We start from the raw sequence: 18,374 nt of genomic DNA, 5'->3' as shown, positions 1-18,374 counted from the left end.
GGGGCGGGTCAGCTGTGCACGGTGCTCGGGAAGCGCCGCATCCGTTCCAGCACCGCCTCCGCCGTGGGCGACCGGAGTTCGTCGACTATGCGCCCGTCGGCGAGGAAGATCACCCGGTCCGCGTACGAGGCCGCGACCGGATCGTGGGTCACCATGACGACGGTCTGGCCCAACTCCCGTACCGAGTTGCGCAGGAACCCCAGGATCTCCGCGCCCGATCGCGAGTCGAGGTTGCCGGTCGGCTCGTCGGCGAAGATGATCTCGGGCCGGGCGGCCAGCGCACGCGCCACCGCGACGCGCTGCTGCTGCCCGCCGGAGAGCTCGGCCGGCCGGTGCGAGAGCCGGTCGGCGAGGCCGACCGTCTTGATGACCTTCTCCAGCCACGCCTCGTCGGCTTTGCGGCCCGCGATGTCCAACGGCAGCGTGATGTTCTCCGCAGCCGTCAACGTGGGCAGCAGATTGAACGCCTGGAAGACGAAGCCCACCTTGTCCCGGCGCAGGCGCGTGAGTTGCTTGTCTCTGAGCGCCGACAGCTCGGTGTCACCTATTCGTGCCGATCCCGCCGTCACCGCGTCGAGCCCGGCCATGCAGTGCATGAGCGTCGACTTGCCGGAGCCGGACGGCCCCATGATCGCGGTGAATTCGCCCTTGCGGAACTCGGTCGAGACGCCGTCGAGTGCGACCACGCGCGTCTCGCCCTGCCCGTAGACCTTGGTGAGGTCGGTAGCGCGGGCGGCCACCGCGACCGCGCGGTCGTCGGAGTCGTCGGCGCGCGTTCCTGAGGGGGTTGAGGTGGTCACGGTGGCGACTCCTGTCGTGTCCTGTCGTGTGTCGTGCCGGTGGCGTCGGGTCTCTATCTTCCCCGTGCCCCCGGGCGCGACGGATCAGCCCTCATCCTGGTCTTTCGGGAAGCCCTCGGAGGTACGGCAGCGGCCGGTCTCATCCCCAGGTATGAGCAACGGGGCTGAGCGGCAGCCATGAGCCGCTGTATGACGGCCGATTTTGGTTGAACCCGGTACGGAATTCCTGGCGGTGGATGAGGGGTCGGCGAATTCACGTCATTTGCATGGCGTGCCGCCATGCCGGTGCTGGCCGGGCGCGGAGCCTATGCGGGCCGGTCCGGACATGGAACGCCTGCATTCGGGAGTTGCTGACACATCCTCACCTGCCCATAAAATCAGACAACATGGAGCAGGGATTCACCTGTTCGGGGGGTTGGAGCGGGCTAGGCTCGTGCTGCCCTCAGGGTCACCTGTCGTGTCCCGAGCGAGTGTTATTTGCCCGGATGGTGGAATGCAGACACGGTGAGCTTAAACCTCACTGGCCTTCGGGTCGTGCCGGTTCGAGTCCGGCTCCGGGCACGCCGTCGCCCGCGACGCCGTGGGCACATGTCCGCGGCTTCGCGGCAGGCTTGCCTCCCGTTTCCTTTGCAAACCCATTACTCTTGTTCGGAGTCGTGCCTTGCGGCGGTCGTGCCGTGCGGCGATGGAGGGGTGAGATGAGGAGCAGCAACCCGATCTTCTCGCGTCGGGGTTTCAGCCGCAGCAACGAGTACGCGGGGTTCCACCAGGGCGCGCCGCAACCCGGGAACCCCTACGCGGCCCACGCGGGCGCACCGCGGGACCTCACCGCCGATGAGCTGCGGGCGATGTACCGGGCCCCGGCGGCGGGGCCGGTGCAGACCGGGCGGATGACCATCGATGACGTCGTCGTGCGCACCGGCTTGACGCTCGGCACGGTGGTCGTCGGCGCGCTCCTCGCGTGGTTCACGCTGCCGGTGAGCGGCACCGGCTACGCCATCGCGTTCGGCTCCGCGGTCGTCGCGTTCGTCCTGGCGGTGATCCAGGCGTTTCTGCGCACACCGATGCCCGTGCTCATCCTCGGATACGCCCTCTTCGAGGGCGTCTTCCTCGGCGTCGTCAGCAACATGTTCAACGCGGCGTGGGCCGGCGCCCCGGTCCAGGCGGTGCTGGGCACGATGGCGGTCTTCGCGGGCATGCTCATCGCATACCGGAGCCGGCTGATCAGGGTCACCCGGCGCTACTACCGGGCCGGCATGGCGATCGCCATCGGCTTCGTGCTGCTCATGCTGGCCAACCTGCTCTTCGCGGCCTTCGGCGGCGAGGGCCTCGGCCTGCGCAGCGGCGGTCTGGGCATCGCTTTCGGCATCGTCGGCGTGTTGCTGGGCGCGTTCTTCCTCTCCCTCGACTTCAAGATGATCGAGGACGGCATCCGCGGCGGCGCCCCGCAGAAGGAGTCGTGGCTGGCGGCCTTCGGCCTGACGGTCTCGCTGGTGTGGATCTACCTGGAGATGCTGCGGCTGATCGCCATCCTGCGCGACTAGCGGGATCCGGCCGGGCGGCCGGTACGGCAGCAGGCCCCGAGGCGGTGGTCGCCGCCCGGGGCCCGTCGGTGTCCTGAGGGGGGTGGGCCGGTTGCGCTACTGGAGTTTGCGGTGGGCGCGCCTGAGGTCGTATTCGTGAACGATTGCCCTGGCGTGGCCCGAAGAGAGGCCTTCGTACTCGCGGCGCAGCCAGTTGACTTTCTCCTCGAACCGGAGCAGTGCGGGCCCGTCTTCGAGGGCGCGGAGCCAGTCATCGATTTCTCGGCCGGTGCATTGGGGGATACGGGAGAGCAGGTTCCGGTGGGTTTCTTCGGAGATGATCTGGGACATCGGCGCCTCCGGGATGCGATCCGTTACCTTACGGTGCCTGACGCGCCAGCCATTGGCAACCGTCGGTTTTCAGGCGACCGGCGCGTGTCTGCGCACGCGCGCCCGTAGCGGCCACCTGCCCGCGCCTCCGTGCGGAGGCTGGAGCCTCCGGCGGTAGGGCCCGCCGGTGGCCCGTGCCGAGGGGAGTCGCCTGCCCGGACGCCCTGCCTGCGGCGGGGGGCCTCCGGGCTGCGCCGCACTCTCCCCGGCAGTTGCGCGTGGGGGTGCCCGTGTGCTGGGCACCGCTGCGCCCGTCGACGGGGTCGGTTGATGCGGCACGGCCTCACGCGGCATGCTCAGGCCCCTGGCCCTCCGGGCAAGGGGAACCCCCAGGCCCTCGGCCCTCCCATAGCCCTTCGGGCATGGGGGACCGCTTCTTCACCCGCGGTCCCTACCGCCGGAGGCTCTATGCTCCACGCATGCCGCCCGCCCTGCTCGACTGCGTACCGCTCCTCGACGCCGTGGATCAGCTCGCCGGCCGCTACCGGTCGCTGCCGCAGAGCAGGTTGCGGCGGGCGGCTGCCGTGGGGCTCGCGCTGGCGCGCGAGCTCAGCGCCGAGGCGCAGCGTCTCGAGCACCCGGACGCGCCGGTGCGGCAGATGCCGGACGACGGGATGTTCGTGATCGCTGAGCAGATCGCCGTCTCCGGTCATGATCTCGCCGCGGCGCTGGCCGCGCACCCGGACCGGCAGGGGCAGGACGTACTCGACCGCGCCCTGCGGCGCGTCGCGGAGACCGCCGCCGAGCTGTGAATCAGATGGACGCTACGACGCGGTCGGCGAGGATGAACACGTTCTCGTCGCCGTAGGCGAACGTCAGTGTGAAGGCACCGGAGACGCCGGAGCCGCCCACCAGGACCGGTGCGTCGCCGCGGTCGATGGCGGCGGCGAGCTTGTCGGCGGTATCGGAGTGGCCGGGGGTCAGGCACAGCGTCGTACCGTCGGCGAACACGTACAGGTCGAGCGTGCCGAGCGGCCCCGGCCGTACGTCGGCGAGCGGGGTGGCCGACTCCGCGAGCTCGGCGAGCCGCGCCACGGTGCCGGCGGGGTCGGTGATGATCGGGGAGTACGAGCCGGACTCCGGGTCGGAGGGGTGCCTGCGCACCGGTTCGAGCCCGGCCAGGTCGGGCTGCCGCGGCAGGAACGGCGCCACCTCGAACTCGGCGTCCGTGTTGTCGCCGGAAGCGGCCGCGACGTCGCGCAGCTCGTGAAGCCCTTGCAGCTCGTGCACGTCGTGCGTGTCGAAGACGGGGGCCTCGGCGGCGTCCCGGGCGTCCTGCGCGGCCCAGAAGGCGCGCGCCTCTGCCAGCTCGCGCTCCCGCTCATCGGCAAGGGCCGCGGCCACGGCGCTGCGTATCTCCTCGGTGTCCGGCGCCGTACGGGCTCCCGGCACCGTTACGTGCGGGGCGCTGGCCTCGGCGCGGTGCGCGGCTAGCTCCTCGCGCAGCTCCGCGAGGCGGCGGTACAGGCTGCGGGCGACGAGCAGGGCCGCGACCCCCGCGAACGCGGCGACGGCCGCGACGAGCAGCAGTGTCAGCATGATGGCGGTCACGGGCGGGTCTCCTGGCAGGCGGGGACTGAGGTCGATGGCGGCTGTTGTTCCTCCCCGTACACCACTGTGCCGTCTCACCCTTGGCCTGTGCAGTGCGGAATGTCACGAATAGGGCATGACTTCGGCGCGACGTGATTCGGTCACAACGCCCCCGACCTGGGCAAAAGCTGCCCCTCCGGGTCATTTTGCGGCCCGGAGGGACATTCGTAATGAGACGCAGATCTCAGGCAGTTCTCAGGCGGAACCGGCTGATCTCAGGGCGCTCTCAGCTGAGGCGCTCGATGATCATCGCCATGCCCTGGCCGCCGCCGACACACATCGTCTCGAGCCCGAACTGCTTGTCGTGCCACTGCAGCGAGTTGATCAGAGTCGTGGTGATCCGTGCGCCCGTCATCCCGAACGGGTGGCCCACCGCGATCGCGCCGCCGTTGACGTTGAGCCGGTCCAGGTCGATGCCCAGGTCGCGGTAGGACGGGATCACCTGTGCGGCGAAGGCCTCGTTGATCTCGACCAGGTCGATGTCGCCGATCGACATCCCGGCCCGCTTCAGCGCCTGCTTGGTCGCCTCCACCGGCCCGTAGCCCATGATCTCCGGGGACAGGCCCGAGACACCCGTCGCGACGACGCGCGCCAGCGGCGTGAGACCCAGCTCGCGCGCCTTGACGTCCGACATCACCACCAGCGCCGCGGCGCCGTCGTTGAGCGGGCAGCAGTTGCCGGCCGTGACCAGGCCGTCCGGGCGGAAGACGGGCTTGAGCCCCTGCACGCCCTCCAGCGTGACGCCGGGCCGTGGGCCGTCGTCCTTCGAGACCACCGTGCCGTCGGGCAGCGTCACCGGGGTGATCTCCCGCTGCCAGAAGCCGTCCGCGATCGCCTTCTCCGCGAGGTTCTGCGACCTGACCCCGAACTCGTCCATCTCCTGTCGGGTGATGCCCTTGAGGCGGGCGAGGTTCTCGGCGGTCTGCCCCATCGCGATGTACGGGTCGGGCAGCAGGCCGTCCTCGCGAGGGTCGTGCCAGTCCGCGCCCTCGCTCTCGGCTCGGGCCGCGGTCCGGGCCTCGGCCTCGGCGAAGAGCGGGTTGTGGGTCTCGGGCATGCCGTCCGAGGTGCCCTTCACGCTGCGCGAGACCGTCTCCACACCGGCGGAGATGAACACGTCGCCCTCGCCCGCCTTGATGGCGTGGAAGGCCATCCGCGTCGTCTGCAGCGAAGACGAACAGTAGCGGGTGATGGTGCACCCCGGCAGGTGGTCCATGCCCATCTGCACGGCGACGACACGGCCCAGGTTGTGGCCCTGCTCGCCGCCGGGCAGGCCGCAGCCGAGCATCAGGTCGTCGATCTCACGGGGGTCGAGTTCCGGGACCTTGGCGAGCGCGGCCTGGATGATCGCGGAGGTCAGGTCGTCCGGACGCATGTCCTTGAGCGACCCCTTGAAGGCGCGCCCGATCGGCGACCGGGCAGCGGAGACGATGACGGCTTCAGGCATTCTCTTCCTCCGGGGGGTGTGCGGGGCTCGCTCGCTCACAGGGAAGTTACCCACACGTAGCACTGACAGTCACGACCGGTGCGTTGTGACGTTGCGCTCCTCTCCGTCCGGCTCCTCCCCGTTGCGCCGCTCCCCGTCGTGCTCTTCCCCGTACTCCTGCGGTGCGGGCGGCTCCGGCGCCTCCTGGGCTGCGACACGCCGCAGCCGGCGGTGCTTGAGCAGCGCCCACGGGCCGCGCCGGCCCGCCGCCGCCTCGGTCGGCGCACCGGGCGCCCCCGCGGGCCCCGCCGCCGCGACCTCGGTGCCGCCCTCCGCGGCCGCCTCCGCCGCCGCCTGGGCCACCGGCAGGATCGTCTCGCCACGGAAGCTGTCGGGACGCTCGTCCTCGGGCCACAGCCCCAGCGCCGCGCACAGCGTGGGCAGCACCGCCATCGCCGCCGTCGCATACCCCGTGGCCGACGGGTGGTAGTTGTCCGGGCCGAACATCTCGCGCGGGCTCGCCTCGAACTCCGGGCCGAGCAGCTGACCCAGCGAGACCGTCCGGCCGCCGAGCTCGACCACCGCGATCGTCTGCGCAGCGGCCAACTGACGGCTCAGCCGCCGGGCGACCCACCGCAGCGGCTGGTAGACGGGCTCGATCGTGCCCAGGTCGGGACAGGTCCCGACGATCACCTCGGCCCCCGCGGCGCGCAGCGCACGCACCGCATCCGCCAGATGGCGCACCGACCGTGCCGGAGGCATCCGGTGCGTCACATCGTTGGCACCGATCATGATCACGCAGACGTCGGGAGGCCGCGCGGAGCCGTCGAGCAGCAGCCCGACCTGACGCCCCAGGTCGTCCGACTGGGCGCCGGGCAGCGCCACATTCACCAGGTCGACCGGCCGCTCGGCGATCGCCGCGAGCCCGGATGCGAGCAGCGCGCCCGGCGTCTCGCGCACCCGGTGCACCCCCTGCCCCGCTGCCGTCGAATCACCGAGAAAGGCGAGCCGCAGCGGTCCTGCGCCGTCGCACGCATGGGCGAAGGCGGCACCGTACCGGCCGTCCGCGACCGGCGGTACGTCCTCCGAGCCGCCGACCACACGCCGCGCCAGCTGTACTTCGGTCAGCAGCAGACCGATCGCCGCCCCACCGAGCAGGCCGATCCCGCCGCCTCCATATGCCGCGGCCGCCGCTATGCGGCGCGCCACCCTCGCCCTCGACATCGGCATCCGCTCCCGTCGTCCTCCCGAGCTCCGAGGCCTGTACATGCTTGTTGCCCGATCCGACCAGATGTGCAACGCCGCCGGTCGGGGCGTTGAACGCTTAGGCTCGGACCCACCATTACGGAAAACATCCGGAGGACGTCGTGCAGTTCCACGACTCGATGATCAGCCTTGTCGGCAACACCCCGCTGGTGAGGCTCAACAGCGTCACGGCCGGAATCCAGGCCACGGTGCTGGCGAAGGTCGAGTACTTCAACCCCGGCGGATCGGTCAAGGACCGCATCGCGCTGCGCATGATCGAGGCCGCTGAGCAGTCGGGCGAGCTGAAGCCGGGCGGCACCATCGTCGAGCCGACCTCGGGCAACACCGGCGTCGGGCTTGCCATCGTGGCGCAGCAGAAGGGTTACCGCTGCATCTTCGTCTGCCCGGACAAGGTGTCGACCGACAAGATCAATGTGCTGCGGGCCTACGGCGCGGAGGTCGTGGTCTGCCCGACGGCCGTCGACCCGGAACACCCCGACTCGTACTACAACGTCTCCGACCGCCTGGTGCGCGAGACGCCCGGCGCCTGGAAGCCGGACCAGTACAGCAACCCGAACAACCCGCGGTCGCACTACGAGTCGACCGGCCCCGAGCTGTGGAAGCAGACCGACGCACGCATCACCCACTTCGTCGCCGGCATCGGCACCGGCGGCACGATCTCCGGCACCGGCCGCTACCTCAAGGACGTCTCGGAGGGCCGGGTCAGGATCATCGGCGCCGACCCCGAGGGCTCGGTCTACTCCGGCGGCTCCGGCCGTCCGTACCTCGTCGAGGGAGTCGGCGAGGACTTCTGGCCGACCGCCTACGACCGGACGGTGACCGACGAGATCATCGCCGTCTCGGACAAGGACTCCTTCCAGATGACCCGTCGTCTCGCCAAGGAGGAGGGCCTGCTCGTCGGCGGCTCCTGCGGGATGGCCGTCGTCGCGGCGCTCCGGGTCGCCGAGCGGCTCGGCCCCGACGACGTGGTCGTGGTGCTGCTCCCGGACTCCGGCCGCGGCTACCTCAGCAAGATCTTCAACGACGAGTGGATGGCCGACTACGGCTTCCTGGAGGAGGGCGCAGGCCAGCAGGCGCGCGTCGGCGACGTGCTCGCCCACAAGTCCGGCGGCATCCCCGAGCTCGTGCACATGCACCCCGAGGAGACCGTCGGCGAGGCGATCGAGGTGCTGCGCGAGTACGGCGTCTCGCAGATGCCGATCGTCAAGCCGGGGGCCGGGCACCCGGACGTGATGGCCGCAGAGGTGGTCGGCTCGGTGGTGGAACGGGAGCTGCTCGACGCGCTGTTCACCCAGCGGGCACAGCTGACCGACCCGCTGGAGAAACACATGAGCGCACCGTTGCCGCAGGTCGGCTCGGGCGAGACGGTCGGCGACCTGATGGAGGTGCTGCAGGGCGCGGACGCCGCGATCGTGCTGGTCGAGGGGAAGCCGACCGGTGTGGTGAGCCGGCAGGATCTGCTCGCGTTCATGGCGCGGGGCGCCAAGTAAGCGTGCCGGGTCATCCTCACGTCCGCGAAACGGTACGCCCGCGACACGTGCGTGCAGCACGGGCTTAACACGCGTCGGGCACATTGGTTGTCGTCGGCACGGCAGGCACGGCAGGCACGGCAACACAGACACCACAAGGGGACACCACAAGGGACAACAAAAGGTGTGGCAGCGAGGATCGACGGAGCGGCTCCCGGACCTCCTCAGTTGCCCCGGACGCGGATGAGCCGGCCCTGACCCGGCCTCGCGTCCCCACGGGGACCGCCGTCGTCCCGCCCCTCGCCCCCGGGCGAGGGTGCGGCGGTCCCCGTCACCATTCCCTCTCCATGTCACGGTCGCGGCGGTCGCCGCGCTCGTGGAAGATCGCGCCCATCGAGTGCGCGATGTTCACCCCGACGATCCCGGCCCAGGTCGCCAGCAGTCCCGGAAGGTGGGCGTTGACCGCGGCGATCGCCGACAGCGGGATGGCGAAGACGAGGGACACGCTCGCCAGGCCGAAGCGGCGGTTGCGGGTGCCGTCGTCGCGGCCCCGCGGGCGGCGCGCGGGCGCGCCCACGCGGGCGGCGGAGGTCCGGGCCTGTGTCAGTTCGCGGCGTATGCGGCGCTCCACCTGGCCGTCGAGGCGCTTTTCCATCGTGGCGAGGAATGAGTCGATCAGCTCGGACTCGTACTCGGGACCCAGCTCCTTGCGAGCCTGCAGCGTGGCGTCGAGTTCCTTCTTCAGCTCTTGGTCGGGCGCACTCATGGGCTCACCGTAGGACCGGGGATCCGCGTAAGGCACTGGGGGCAACCCCCGAATCTTCCCTGGGGTTGTTCCCTGGGGGACGGCTGTTCCGCGGGGCCGGGTGGGTACGGTCGGCGCAGGACTGCCACGTGGAGACGGCCACGTGGAGACGGCCACGTGGAGACGGCCACGTGGAGACGGCCACGTGGAGACGAAGGGAGCGGCATGGAGCTGCTGACGGCGCTGGGCTCATCGGATGGCGACGCACCGGATGCCGTACGGGTGGACGACCACGCGCTCTCGCGCGAGGAGCTGCTCGGCGCCGCCGGGGCGGTCGCGCGGCGTATCGCCGGTGCGCCCGCGGTCGCGGTGCACGCGGCGCCGGTGGCCGGGACGCTGGCCGCGGTGGTCGGCGGGCTGCTCGGGGGGGTGCCGGTGGTGCCCGTGCCGCCGGACGCGGGGCGCGCCGAGCGCGATCACATCCTGCGGGACTCCGGGGCCCGGCTGCTGCTCGCGGCCGACCCGCAGGTGTGGCCGGACGCTTGCTGCGAGACCGTCCCGGTGCGGCTGGACGAGCGTGCCGACGCGCCGGCCGGCGAAGAGCGGCCGGAAGCGCCCGCGTTGATCCTCTACACCTCGGGCACGACGGGCGCGCCGAAGGGCGTGTTACTCTCGCGGCGCGCGATCGCAGCCGACCTCGACGCGCTCGCCGCGGCATGGGCGTGGACGCCCGAGGACACCCTCGTCCACGGGCTGCCGCTCTTCCATGTGCACGGTCTCGTCCTGGGCGCGCTCGGGGCGCTGCGGGTGGGCAGCCGTCTGGTGCACACCGGGCGGCCCGCCCCCGCCGCTTACGCGGCCGCCGCGGGCAGCCTCTACTTCGGTGTGCCGACGGTGTGGTCGCGCGTCGTGCAGGACGCCTCGGCGGCGAAGGAGCTGGCCGGGGCGCGGCTGCTGGTCTCGGGGAGCGCTCCGCTGCCCGCCCCCGTCTTCCGCGACCTGGAGGCGCTGACCGGGCAGCGGCCGGTGGAGCGGTACGGGATGACGGAGACCCTGATCACGGTCAGCACCCGGGCGAACGGGGAGCGGCGCGCGGGCTCGGTGGGGCTGCCGGTGGCCGGGGTGTCGACGCGGCTGGTCGGTGAGGACGGCGAGCCGGCGCCGTACGACGGCGCCACCGTCGGCGAACTGCAGGTCGGCGGCGCGACGTTGTTCGACGGGTATCTGGGCCGGCCGCAGGCGACTCAGGCCGCGCTCACCGCGGACGGCTGGTTCCGCACCGGCGACATGGCCGTGATCGAGCCGGACGGCATGCACCGCATCGTCGGCCGCGCTTCCACCGACCTGATCAAGTCGGGCGGCTACCGGATCGGCGCGGGCGAGGTGGAGAACGCGCTGCTCGACCACCCCGCGGTGCGGGAGGCTGCGGTGGTCGGGGCTCCGCATCCGGACCTGGGTCAGCAGGTCGTGGCGTTCGTGGTCGCGGACGGGGTGAGCGAGCGCGACCTGATCGACTTCGTCGCCGGGCATCTGTCCGTGCACAAGCGGCCGCGGGTGGTCCGTTTCCTCGACGCGCTCCCGCGCAACGCCATGGGAAAGCCCCAGAAAAAACTGCTTCCGAGGCTGGATTAAGATGGGGGAGCCCACGACCACCCGGCCGGTCAGTAAGTGAATTGGCCGGATCGCCGTACCCGGGTTCCGCTCCGTAGGGTGGCGGTGACTCATCTGCCATGGAGGCAGCACCGCATGTTCCACCGCATAGGACGCACCGTCGTCCGCCATCCCATATGGACGATCGTGGCGTGGCTCATAGCCGCCGTCGCGATCGTCGCCACCGCACCGAGCCTTCCGTCCAACAGCGACGAAAGTAGCTTCCTCCCCAAGAGCTACGAATCCATTCAGGCGTCGGACCTGCAGCAGAAGGCGTTCCCCAGCGCCTTCACGCCGTCCGCGATCGTGCTCTACCAGCGCACGGACGGCGCCGCGCTGACGCCCGCCGACAAGCAGGACGCGCTGCGGATCACCGGCGCACTCACCGGCGAGCACATCGACCAGGTGCAGAAGGTCATCCCCGGACCCCCGTCCAAGGACGGGAAGTACGACATGGCCCTGGTCCAGATGGACCCGAAGAACGCGGGCCAGCCCAAGCAGGCGGACGCGGCCAGGACGCTGCGCGCCGACGCGAAGGACCTGACCAAGGGCACCCACCTGGAAGCCCAGTTGGGCGGTTCGGCAGCCCAGGCCCTCGACCAGCAGGATTCATCGCAGCGCGGTCAGGCGCTGATCGGCATCGGCACCTTCGTGATCATCCTGGTGACGCTGCTGATCATTTTCCGTGCGCCGATTCTCGCCGTGCTGCCGCTGCTGCTCATCGGCGTGGTCTCGGCGGTCGCCAACGGCCTCATCGCCTACGCCACCAAGCTCTTCGGGCTGCAGGCCAACAGTTCGGTCTCGTCCATCCTCATCGTCGTGCTCTTCGGCGTCGGCACCGACTACTTCCTGTTCCTGATGTTCCGTTACCGGGAGCGGCTGCGAGCCGGTGACGAACCGAAACAAGCCATGATCAACGCGGTCGCGCGGGTCGGAGAGGCGATCGCCTCCGCCGCCGGTGCGGTCATCATCGCCTTCCTGGCGCTGGTGCTCTCCACCCTCGGCTTCCTCAAGCAGATGGGCCCGGCGCTCGCCATCGCCGTCGCCGCCACGCTGGTCGCCGGTCTCACTCTCGTCCCGGCCGTGGTCTCGCTCATCGGCCCGAAGGTCTTCTGGCCGTCGAAGTCGTGGCAGCGGGAGCCGGAGAACGCGCGGTTCGCGGCGCTCGGCCGTACCGTGCAACGGCGCCCGTCGCTGGCCGCCGCCGTCTCCGGGGTGATCATGGTCGCGCTGGCGATCGGCACCTTGGGCTTCAACGCCACCTTCGACCTCGCCTCGGGCTCCATGCCGAAGACCAAGGAGTCCATGGTCGTCCAGACCGAGATGCAGCAGGCCTACTCGGCGGGCGCGGCCGAGCCGACGGACGTCTACCTGACGAGCACCGACGGCCGGCCGCTCGACAAGTCGGCGCTGCCCGCCTACGCGAGCAAGCTGCAGACCGTCGACGGGGTCGCCTCCGCGCGCCTGACCGCCCTGAGCAAGGACGGCACGACGGCCGACATCACCGTCACCCTCACCTCGGAGGCCTCGAGCGACCAGGCGATCAGCACCGTCGGCCACGTCCGCGACGTGGCGCATGCCGACGCGCCGACCGGCACCAAGGCTCTCGTGGGCGGCATGTCCGCGATCTACAAGGACATCGACACCGCCGTCAACCACGACTACAGGACCGTCTTCCCGGTCGCGGCGGTGCTCATCATGGTGATCCTGGCGCTGCTGCTGCGCAGTGTGGTCGCGCCCTGGTACCTGATGGCATCGGTGGGACTCGGCTTCGGTGCGACCCTCGGGGCGACGGTGCTCATCTTCCAGAAGGCGCAGGGGCATTCGGGTCTGATGTTCATGCTCCCGGTGATCATGTATCTGTTCGTCGTCGCTATCGGCACCGACTACAACATCCTCATGATCGCCCGGCTTCGCGAGGAGGCCCGCGAGGGCCGTGATCCGCGCGAGGCGGCGGGCATGGCGCTCCGGCACGCGGGCCCGACGGTCGCCGCCGCCGGTTTCATCCTGGCGGCGACCTTCGCCACGATGATGTTGGCAGGCAACTCGCTGCTCACCGAGATGGGCTTCGCGGTCTCGTTCGGCATCGTGGTGGCGGCCTTCGTGATGGCGATGTTCTTCACGCCGAGCCTGACGGCGCTCATCGGCCACGCCGCATGGTGGCCGGGTCACGGCGACCGCGGCTCCGAGCTCCCGGCGGGCGATGAGCCAAGGGTTGCCGAGCCGGTCCACAGCTGAACATGGTCGACGGCTGAACAGCCAAGGAGGGACAGGGGCCGGGCGCGCTGGGTGCGCGCCCGGCCCTTCTTCCTCGGCGGGGGTGAGGCACGGGGGCGGACTCTTGCCAGGCTGCATGGATTCATGCAGAGTCGAGATCCACTGAATGAAACGCGTGGTTCCAGCCAGGAGGGTGCAATGGCGACGCAGGACGGGGGAGCGGCGCGCTTGATGCGGATGTTCGACGGGCACCGGCTCACGCCGACGCAGCGCCGGATCGCGCACTGCCTGGTGCGCAGGGCCGCGGATGCGCCGTTCCTGTCGAGCGTCGAGGTCGCCGAGCTGGCCGGGGTGAGCCAGCCGTCGGTGACCCGGTTCGCGGTCGCCCTGGGCTTCGACGGCTACCCGGCGCTCCGGCGGCATCTGCGCGAGGTCGCACCCGCACCGCAGGAGACGCAGGCCGTCACCGACAACGAGTACCAGCAGGCCGTACTCGCCGAGATCGACAATCTGCGGCACCTCGCCGCGCTGCTCGCCGACCCGGAGCCGGTGGCGCGGGCAGGACGGCTGCTCGCCCTCTCCCAGCCGCTTCCGGTGCTCGGCTTGCGAGCCGCGGGGCCACAGGCGCGCGGATTCGCCTACTTCGCGGCGAAGGTGCACCCGGACGTGCGACTGCTCGACGAGGGCGGCACGCTGCTCGCCGACCGGATCGACGCGGCGGTGCGCGCGGGCGCGAACGCGCTGCTGTGCTTCGCGCTGCCACGCCACCCGCGCGAGGTGGTCGCGGCGCTGGAGTACGCCAAGGGCGCGGGGCTCACCGTCGTCACCGTCGCCGACAGCTCCTTCGCGCCGGTTGCCAAACACTCCGACCTGCTGCTTCCTGCCGCGGTCGGGACCGGTTTGGTCTTCGACACCGCGTGCGCGCCGATGATGCTCGGCCGGGTGCTGCTGGAGGCGATGTGCGACGAGCTGCCCGACGCGCAGGCGAGGCTGGAGGAGTTCGACGCACGGGCGGCGGAGCGTGGTCTGTTCGTCGAGTGAGCACGCATCGACCGCCCCGCACCCTCACGCAATTTTGAGATTTTCTGAGTACCCTCCGCACCGGATGCCCTGTAGCAGGTGGATGGGGAAGGAGCGCGGTCGTGGGGCGCGGGGCGTATGCGCTGGCTCGGGTTGCGGTGATGGTGCGGACGGCGGCGCTGTGGTGCTGGTGGCTGGGCGCGATCGCGGCGTTCGCCGGAGCGTTCGTGCCGGGGTTCACCGGGCGGACGATCGGCCTCGTCGCCGGAGCCGCGCTCTTCCTCGTCGCGGCTGCCACCGCGTTCCTGGTGCACCGTCGGCGCTATACGGAGCTGGAGAACGGCGCCACGCGCGCCGCCAAGACCGTCATCCTGCAGGACCGGCGCGTGACGGCGCGCGCGTGGCTGCGTGCGCGCCGCTGGTGGCTGCTGCTTGCCCTCACCCTCGCCGTCGCCTCGTCCCTCGCCGCCCCAGCGGCCGGTGGCATGCTGCTCGCCGGGCTCGGCGCGGGGCTGTGGGCGAAGGCGGTGGCAATCGGGCGCTGGGAGCGCCGGAACGAGGCGCTGCTGTGGGTGCGGCCGGAGTGGGCGAGCCGCCGCGGCCCGGCGGGCCGGGACGTGAAGTCGTACCTGACCACCGGACCGGTCGCGGGTGACGCCCGCCCCGGCGGGGCCAGGCGGAGAGCGGTCAGCGCGGCCCGGTGAGGGCGTCGGCGTTGGCGGAACCGCTCTCCGCGACGATCTCGTCCAGGGTCTGCGGGGCGCGCACAGTCGTGAATCGGACGCCGTGCGGCTCGTTCGCGTCGCCATCGTACCCGTAGATCCCGGGCCGTGGCAACGAGTTGTACGCGTAGTGCGTGGAGAAGTAGTACGCGCCCGTGTCCGGCAGCGCGACCAGGTCGCCCTCGGCGAGCAGCGGGAGTTCGCGCCGGTGCGCCACGATGTCGCCCGCGAAGCAGCAGGGCCCGGTCACGTCCTGCACGACCGGCTCGCCGCTCTTCGGGCGGCCCTTGGCGTCGAAGGCGAGCACTCGCAGCGGCCACGATCCGGGGTCGAAGACTGTACGGGTGGCGACCTGGGCGCCCACATGAGTGATCGCGAGGGCGCGTCCGCCCGCCGTCTTGGTGTACTCGACGCGCGCGAGGATCGTGCCGTGCTTGGCGACCAGCGACCGGCCGAACTCGGTGACCAGGGCATAACGGCCGTCGAAGAGACCGGGCACGGTGGTCCGCAGCAGCTCCGCATAGGCGCGGAAGGTCGGTGTGACCTCGTCCGAGGCGAAGTTGACGGGCAGGCCGCCGCCGATGTCGATGGTGGTGATCTGTTGCCGGCCGGTGGCGGCGCGGGCGTGGACGTTGATGCGTTCGGCGAGCTCGTACGCGGCGCGCACACCCACGGCCATCAGTTCCAGCGGGATACCCTGGGAACCGGTGTGGGCGTGGAGGCGGCTGAGCCAGGGATGGTCGGCGTAGGCCCTGACGATCCGGTCGGTCGCGCCCTCGTCGCGCAGCGCGAAGCCGAACTTGGAGGTCGCGGTCGCGGTGCTGAGCGCCTCGATCGTGCCGCCCCCGACCTGCGGATTGACGCGCAGCCCGATCGGGGACGCGGTGCCGGTCTCCCGGACGAGGGCGTCAAGACGGGCCAGCTCCTGCGGGTTGTCGGCGTTGACGGCGACGCCGAGGGCCAGGGCCGCGCGCAGCTCCGCGGTGGTCTTGGCGGGGGAGTCGAAGACGATGCGGTCCGCGGGCAGCCCGGCGGCGCGGGCGAGGGCGAGCTCACCGGCGCTGGCGACCTCGCAGCCCACACCTTCGGCGGCGAGCAGTCGCAGCACCGGCACGAGCGAGGCGGCCTTGACCGCGAAGGTGTGCGTGACGGCCGTACCGGGGGTGGCGAAGGCCGCGTGCAGCTCGGCCGCCGACTCCTGGATACCCGCCGCGTCGAGCAGCCCGATCACCGGCTGGTCCTCACCGACGAGCTCCTGTTCGGCCGCGGCCTGCACCGCTGCCGTGCGGCGTGCGGCGGCGTCGTGGGCGAGTGTGGGCGTCATGGGATCAAGCCAACCACGCGCGCGGCGGTCTTGTTGGGCTCGCCGTGAGGGAGTTAGCGTCGCCGACGTTCCCTCCGTGAGAGGAGACCTCCATGGCCGGACCACACGCCGCCACCCTCGCCGGTTTCATCGTCGCCACTGCGCTGCCGTAGGCATCCGATCCCTCCGCACCAGCAGGGCTCCGGCCCGTTGTGCCCGAGGTGACGGGGCGCGGGTGGATCACCGGCATGGGGCAATTCCTCCTGGATCCGACCGATCCGTTCCCTCGCGGCTTCACGCTCTAGCGGCCTCCTGGCGGTCGTCCCGGTGGCCTAGGTGGCGCGGCCTGTTGACTGGAAGTATTCAGACAGTGAGGATGTGAATGAATCAATCCAGCGAGGTGTAGGAGGCGACCCGCATGACGGCATCGGCAGGCGCAGGGGCAGGCGCAGCCGCGGCAGAACCCGGACCCCGACCGGTACGGGCTCCGCGAGGCACGCAGCTGAGCGCGCGCGGCTGGCAGCAGGAGGCGGCGCTGCGGATGCTGCAGAACAACCTCGATCCGGAGGTTGCCGAGCACCCCGACAAGCTCGTCGTCTACGGCGGCACCGGCAAGGCGGCGCGCGACTGGCGCTCGTTCGACGCGATGGTGCGCACCCTGCGCACGCTGAAGCAGGACGAGACGATGCTCGTCCAGTCGGGCCGCCCCGTCGGCGTGATGACCACGCACGAGTGGGCGCCGCGCGTGCTGATCGCCAACTCCAACCTCGTCGGCGACTGGGCCAACTGGGAGGAGTTCCGCCGCCTGGAGGCGCTCGGTCTGACCATGTACGGCCAGATGACGGCCGGGTCCTGGATCTACATCGGCACCCAGGGCATCCTGCAGGGCACCTATGAGACGTTCGCGGCCGTCGCGCAGAAGCACTTCGGTGGGTCGCTCGCCGGGACGATCACGCTCACCGCGGGACTCGGGGGGATGGGCGGCGCCCAGCCGCTCGCCGTCACCATGAACGATGGCGTGGCCATCTGTATCGACTGTGATCCGCGCGCGATCGAGCGCCGCATCGACCACCGCTACCTGGATGTGAAGGCCGACTCGCTCGACCACGCCCTGGAGCTGGCCACGCAGGCCCGCGACGAGCGCAAGCCGCTCTCGATCGGCCTGCTCGGCAACGCCGCAGAGCTGCTCCCGCGGATGCTCGCGATGGGCGCGCCCGTCGACATCGTCACCGACCAGACCAGCGCCCACGACCCGCTCTCCTACCTCCCGGTCGGCGTCGACTTCGACGACATGGCCTCGTACGCGAAGGAGAAGCCGGCCGACTTCACGCAGCGTGCCCGCGAGTCCATGGCGGCGCACGTGGAGGCGATGGTGGGCTTCATGGACGGCGGCGCCGAGGTCTTCGACTACGGCAACTCCATCCGCGGAGAGGCCCAACTCGCCGGTTACGGCCGGGCATTCGCCTTCCCCGGGTTCGTCCCCGCCTACATCCGGCCGCTGTTCTGCGAGGGCAAGGGGCCGTTCCGGTGGGCGGCGCTCTCCGGAGATCCCAAGGACATCGCGGCGACCGACCGCGCGATCCTGGAGCTGTTCCCGGAGAACGAGTCGCTGGCCCGCTGGATCCGGTTGGCGGGGGAGCGGGTCCACTTCCAGGGCCTGCCCGCGCGCATCTGCTGGCTCGGTTACGGCGAACGCGACAAGGCCGGTGAACGCTTCAACGACATGGTGGCGAGCGGCGAGCTGAGCGCGCCGGTCGTCATCGGCCGTGACCACCTCGACTGCGGCTCGGTGGCCTCCCCGTACCGCGAGACCGAGGCCATGCTCGACGGCTCGGACGCGATCGCCGACTGGCCGCTGCTCAATGCCATGGTCAACGTGGCATCCGGCGCGTCGTGGGTGTCGATCCACCACGGCGGCGGCGTCGGCATGGGCCGCTCCATCCACGCGGGGCAGGTCACCGTCGCCGACGGCTCGCCGCTGGCCGGCGAGAAGATCCGCCGTGTCCTCACCAACGACCCGGGCATGGGCGTCATCCGCCACGTCGACGCGGGCTATGACCGCGCCGATGCCGTCGCTGCCGAGCGCGGTGTCCGGATCCCGATGCGGGAGGAGGCGTGAGCGACGCGCGCGTGGCCGCCGGGCCGCAGATGAGGACGATGCCTGTGCCTGTGCGCCGCGCGGGCGGAGAAGCGAACAAGGAGGAGGCGTGAGCGACGCGCGCGTGGCCGCCGGGCCGCAGATGAGGACGATGC

Annotated in this window: 15 protein-coding genes, 1 tRNA gene and 1 pseudogene; 10 read left to right on the top strand and 7 right to left on the bottom strand. The window is 71.0% G+C overall.

Annotation, left to right across the window (positions count from 1 at the left end; genetic code table 11):
- Nucleotides 1-8: 8 nt before the first annotated feature.
- On the bottom strand, nt 9-800 hold the full coding sequence (locus tag NGB36_RS07850; RefSeq protein WP_372509391.1) for an ABC transporter ATP-binding protein: 792 nt from the start codon (nt 798-800) through the stop codon (nt 9-11).
- A gap of 479 nt (nt 801-1,279) precedes the next feature.
- Between NGB36_RS07850 and NGB36_RS07845 the strand changes: the two genes are divergently transcribed.
- Nucleotides 1,280-1,361, top strand: a tRNA-Leu gene (locus NGB36_RS07845).
- A gap of 137 nt (nt 1,362-1,498) precedes the next feature.
- On the top strand, nt 1,499-2,344 hold the full coding sequence (locus tag NGB36_RS07840; RefSeq protein ID WP_255919420.1) for a Bax inhibitor-1/YccA family protein: 846 nt from the start codon (nt 1,499-1,501) through the stop codon (nt 2,342-2,344).
- Nucleotides 2,345-2,440: 96 nt separating this feature from the next.
- Here the strand turns inward: NGB36_RS07840 and NGB36_RS07835 are convergent, their stop codons facing one another.
- Nucleotides 2,441-2,674 carry a DUF4287 domain-containing protein gene (locus tag NGB36_RS07835; RefSeq protein WP_255919419.1) on the bottom strand — a complete coding sequence of 78 codons (234 nt, stop codon included), beginning with the start codon at nt 2,672-2,674 and terminating at the stop codon, nt 2,441-2,443.
- A 458-nt stretch (nt 2,675-3,132) separates the two neighbouring features.
- On the opposite strand from NGB36_RS07835, the gene NGB36_RS07830 reads away from it, so the two are divergent.
- Nucleotides 3,133-3,465 carry a hypothetical protein gene (locus NGB36_RS07830; protein ID WP_372509390.1) on the top strand — a complete coding sequence of 111 codons (333 nt, stop codon included), beginning with the start codon at nt 3,133-3,135 and terminating at the stop codon, nt 3,463-3,465.
- Nucleotide 3,466: 1 nt separating this feature from the next.
- Here the strand turns inward: NGB36_RS07830 and NGB36_RS07825 are convergent, their stop codons facing one another.
- The 3 genes from NGB36_RS07825 to NGB36_RS07815 all read right to left on the bottom strand — a co-directional run bounded on the left by NGB36_RS07825 (nt 3,467) and on the right by NGB36_RS07815 (nt 6,959).
- Nucleotides 3,467-4,264 (bottom strand): hypothetical protein, encoded by a 798-nt coding sequence (locus NGB36_RS07825; RefSeq protein ID WP_255919418.1) that lies wholly within the window; start codon nt 4,262-4,264, stop codon nt 3,467-3,469.
- Nucleotides 4,265-4,529: 265 nt separating this feature from the next.
- Nucleotides 4,530-5,750 (bottom strand): acetyl-CoA C-acetyltransferase, encoded by a 1,221-nt coding sequence (locus tag NGB36_RS07820; protein WP_255919417.1) that lies wholly within the window; start codon nt 5,748-5,750, stop codon nt 4,530-4,532.
- Between the two features lie 69 nt (nt 5,751-5,819).
- Nucleotides 5,820-6,959: an SGNH/GDSL hydrolase family protein gene (locus NGB36_RS07815; protein ID WP_255919416.1), complete on the bottom strand. Its 1,140-nt coding sequence runs from the start codon at nt 6,957-6,959 to the stop codon at nt 5,820-5,822.
- A gap of 137 nt (nt 6,960-7,096) precedes the next feature.
- Here NGB36_RS07815 and NGB36_RS07810 point away from each other — a divergent pair, with 137 nt between their 5' ends.
- Nucleotides 7,097-8,485 carry a cystathionine beta-synthase gene (locus NGB36_RS07810; protein ID WP_255919415.1) on the top strand — a complete coding sequence of 463 codons (1,389 nt, stop codon included), beginning with the start codon at nt 7,097-7,099 and terminating at the stop codon, nt 8,483-8,485.
- Between the two features lie 310 nt (nt 8,486-8,795).
- On the opposite strand, the gene NGB36_RS07805 is transcribed toward NGB36_RS07810, so the two are convergent.
- On the bottom strand, nt 8,796-9,230 hold the full coding sequence (locus NGB36_RS07805; RefSeq protein WP_255919414.1) for a hypothetical protein: 435 nt from the start codon (nt 9,228-9,230) through the stop codon (nt 8,796-8,798).
- 204 nt (nt 9,231-9,434) lie between these two features.
- Between NGB36_RS07805 and NGB36_RS07800 the strand changes: the two genes are divergently transcribed.
- The 4 genes from NGB36_RS07800 (at nt 9,435) to NGB36_RS07785 (ending at nt 14,800) form a co-directional block, all read left to right on the top strand.
- A complete protein-coding gene (locus NGB36_RS07800; protein WP_255919413.1) occupies nt 9,435-10,841 on the top strand; it encodes an AMP-binding protein in 1,407 nt (468 codons plus the stop codon).
- A 114-nt stretch (nt 10,842-10,955) separates the two neighbouring features.
- Complete coding sequence (locus NGB36_RS07795) at nt 10,956-13,097, top strand: MMPL family transporter (protein ID WP_255919412.1); 2,142 nt, start codon at nt 10,956-10,958, stop codon at nt 13,095-13,097.
- A gap of 177 nt (nt 13,098-13,274) precedes the next feature.
- Entirely contained in the window at nt 13,275-14,117 is an 843-nt protein-coding gene (locus NGB36_RS07790; protein ID WP_255919411.1) for a MurR/RpiR family transcriptional regulator, read from the top strand.
- A gap of 101 nt (nt 14,118-14,218) precedes the next feature.
- Entirely contained in the window at nt 14,219-14,800 is a 582-nt protein-coding gene (locus NGB36_RS07785) for a hypothetical protein (protein ID WP_255919410.1), read from the top strand.
- Here NGB36_RS07785 and NGB36_RS07780 read toward each other — a convergent pair.
- Entirely contained in the window at nt 14,784-16,142 is a 1,359-nt protein-coding gene (locus NGB36_RS07780) for a type III PLP-dependent enzyme domain-containing protein (protein WP_255919409.1), read from the bottom strand. The genes NGB36_RS07785 and NGB36_RS07780 overlap by 17 nt on opposite strands.
- Nucleotides 16,143-16,318: 176 nt before the next feature.
- Here NGB36_RS07780 and NGB36_RS07775 point away from each other — a divergent pair.
- A pseudogene (locus tag NGB36_RS07775) lies at nt 16,319-16,426 on the top strand (proline racemase family protein); the annotation flags it as partial.
- A gap of 113 nt (nt 16,427-16,539) precedes the next feature.
- Entirely contained in the window at nt 16,540-18,240 is a 1,701-nt protein-coding gene (gene hutU, locus NGB36_RS07770) for a urocanate hydratase (protein ID WP_255919408.1), read from the top strand.
- Nucleotides 18,241-18,374: the final 134 nt, after the last annotated feature.

The organism is Streptomyces humicola, from assembly GCF_024436035.1.
Taxonomy (GTDB): domain Bacteria; phylum Actinomycetota; class Actinomycetes; order Streptomycetales; family Streptomycetaceae; genus Streptantibioticus_B; species Streptantibioticus_B humicola.
The sequence above is the reverse complement of the archived record's forward strand: the minus strand, read 5'-3'. Positions and strand labels throughout refer to the sequence as shown.

Excerpts from the sequence above, each read along its gene's own strand:
- NGB36_RS07835 (WP_255919419.1), bottom strand. The coding sequence starts at position 2,674 with ATGTCCCAGATCATCTCCGAAGAAACCCACCGGAACCTGCTCTCCCGT.
- NGB36_RS07805 (WP_255919414.1), bottom strand. The coding sequence starts at position 9,230 with ATGAGTGCGCCCGACCAAGAGCTGAAGAAGGAACTCGACGCCACGCTG.
- NGB36_RS07815 (WP_255919416.1), bottom strand. The coding sequence starts at position 6,959 with ATGCCGATGTCGAGGGCGAGGGTGGCGCGCCGCATAGCGGCGGCCGCG.
- NGB36_RS07790 (WP_255919411.1), top strand. The coding sequence starts at position 13,275 with ATGGCGACGCAGGACGGGGGAGCGGCGCGCTTGATGCGGATGTTCGAC.
- NGB36_RS07800 (WP_255919413.1), top strand. The coding sequence starts at position 9,435 with ATGGAGCTGCTGACGGCGCTGGGCTCATCGGATGGCGACGCACCGGAT.
- NGB36_RS07820 (WP_255919417.1), bottom strand. The coding sequence starts at position 5,750 with ATGCCTGAAGCCGTCATCGTCTCCGCTGCCCGGTCGCCGATCGGGCGC.
- NGB36_RS07830 (WP_372509390.1), top strand. The coding sequence starts at position 3,133 with ATGCCGCCCGCCCTGCTCGACTGCGTACCGCTCCTCGACGCCGTGGAT.
- NGB36_RS07840 (WP_255919420.1), top strand. The coding sequence starts at position 1,499 with ATGAGGAGCAGCAACCCGATCTTCTCGCGTCGGGGTTTCAGCCGCAGC.
- NGB36_RS07795 (WP_255919412.1), top strand. The coding sequence starts at position 10,956 with ATGTTCCACCGCATAGGACGCACCGTCGTCCGCCATCCCATATGGACG.
- hutU (WP_255919408.1), top strand. The coding sequence starts at position 16,540 with ATGACGGCATCGGCAGGCGCAGGGGCAGGCGCAGCCGCGGCAGAACCC.
- NGB36_RS07780 (WP_255919409.1), bottom strand. The coding sequence starts at position 16,142 with ATGACGCCCACACTCGCCCACGACGCCGCCGCACGCCGCACGGCAGCG.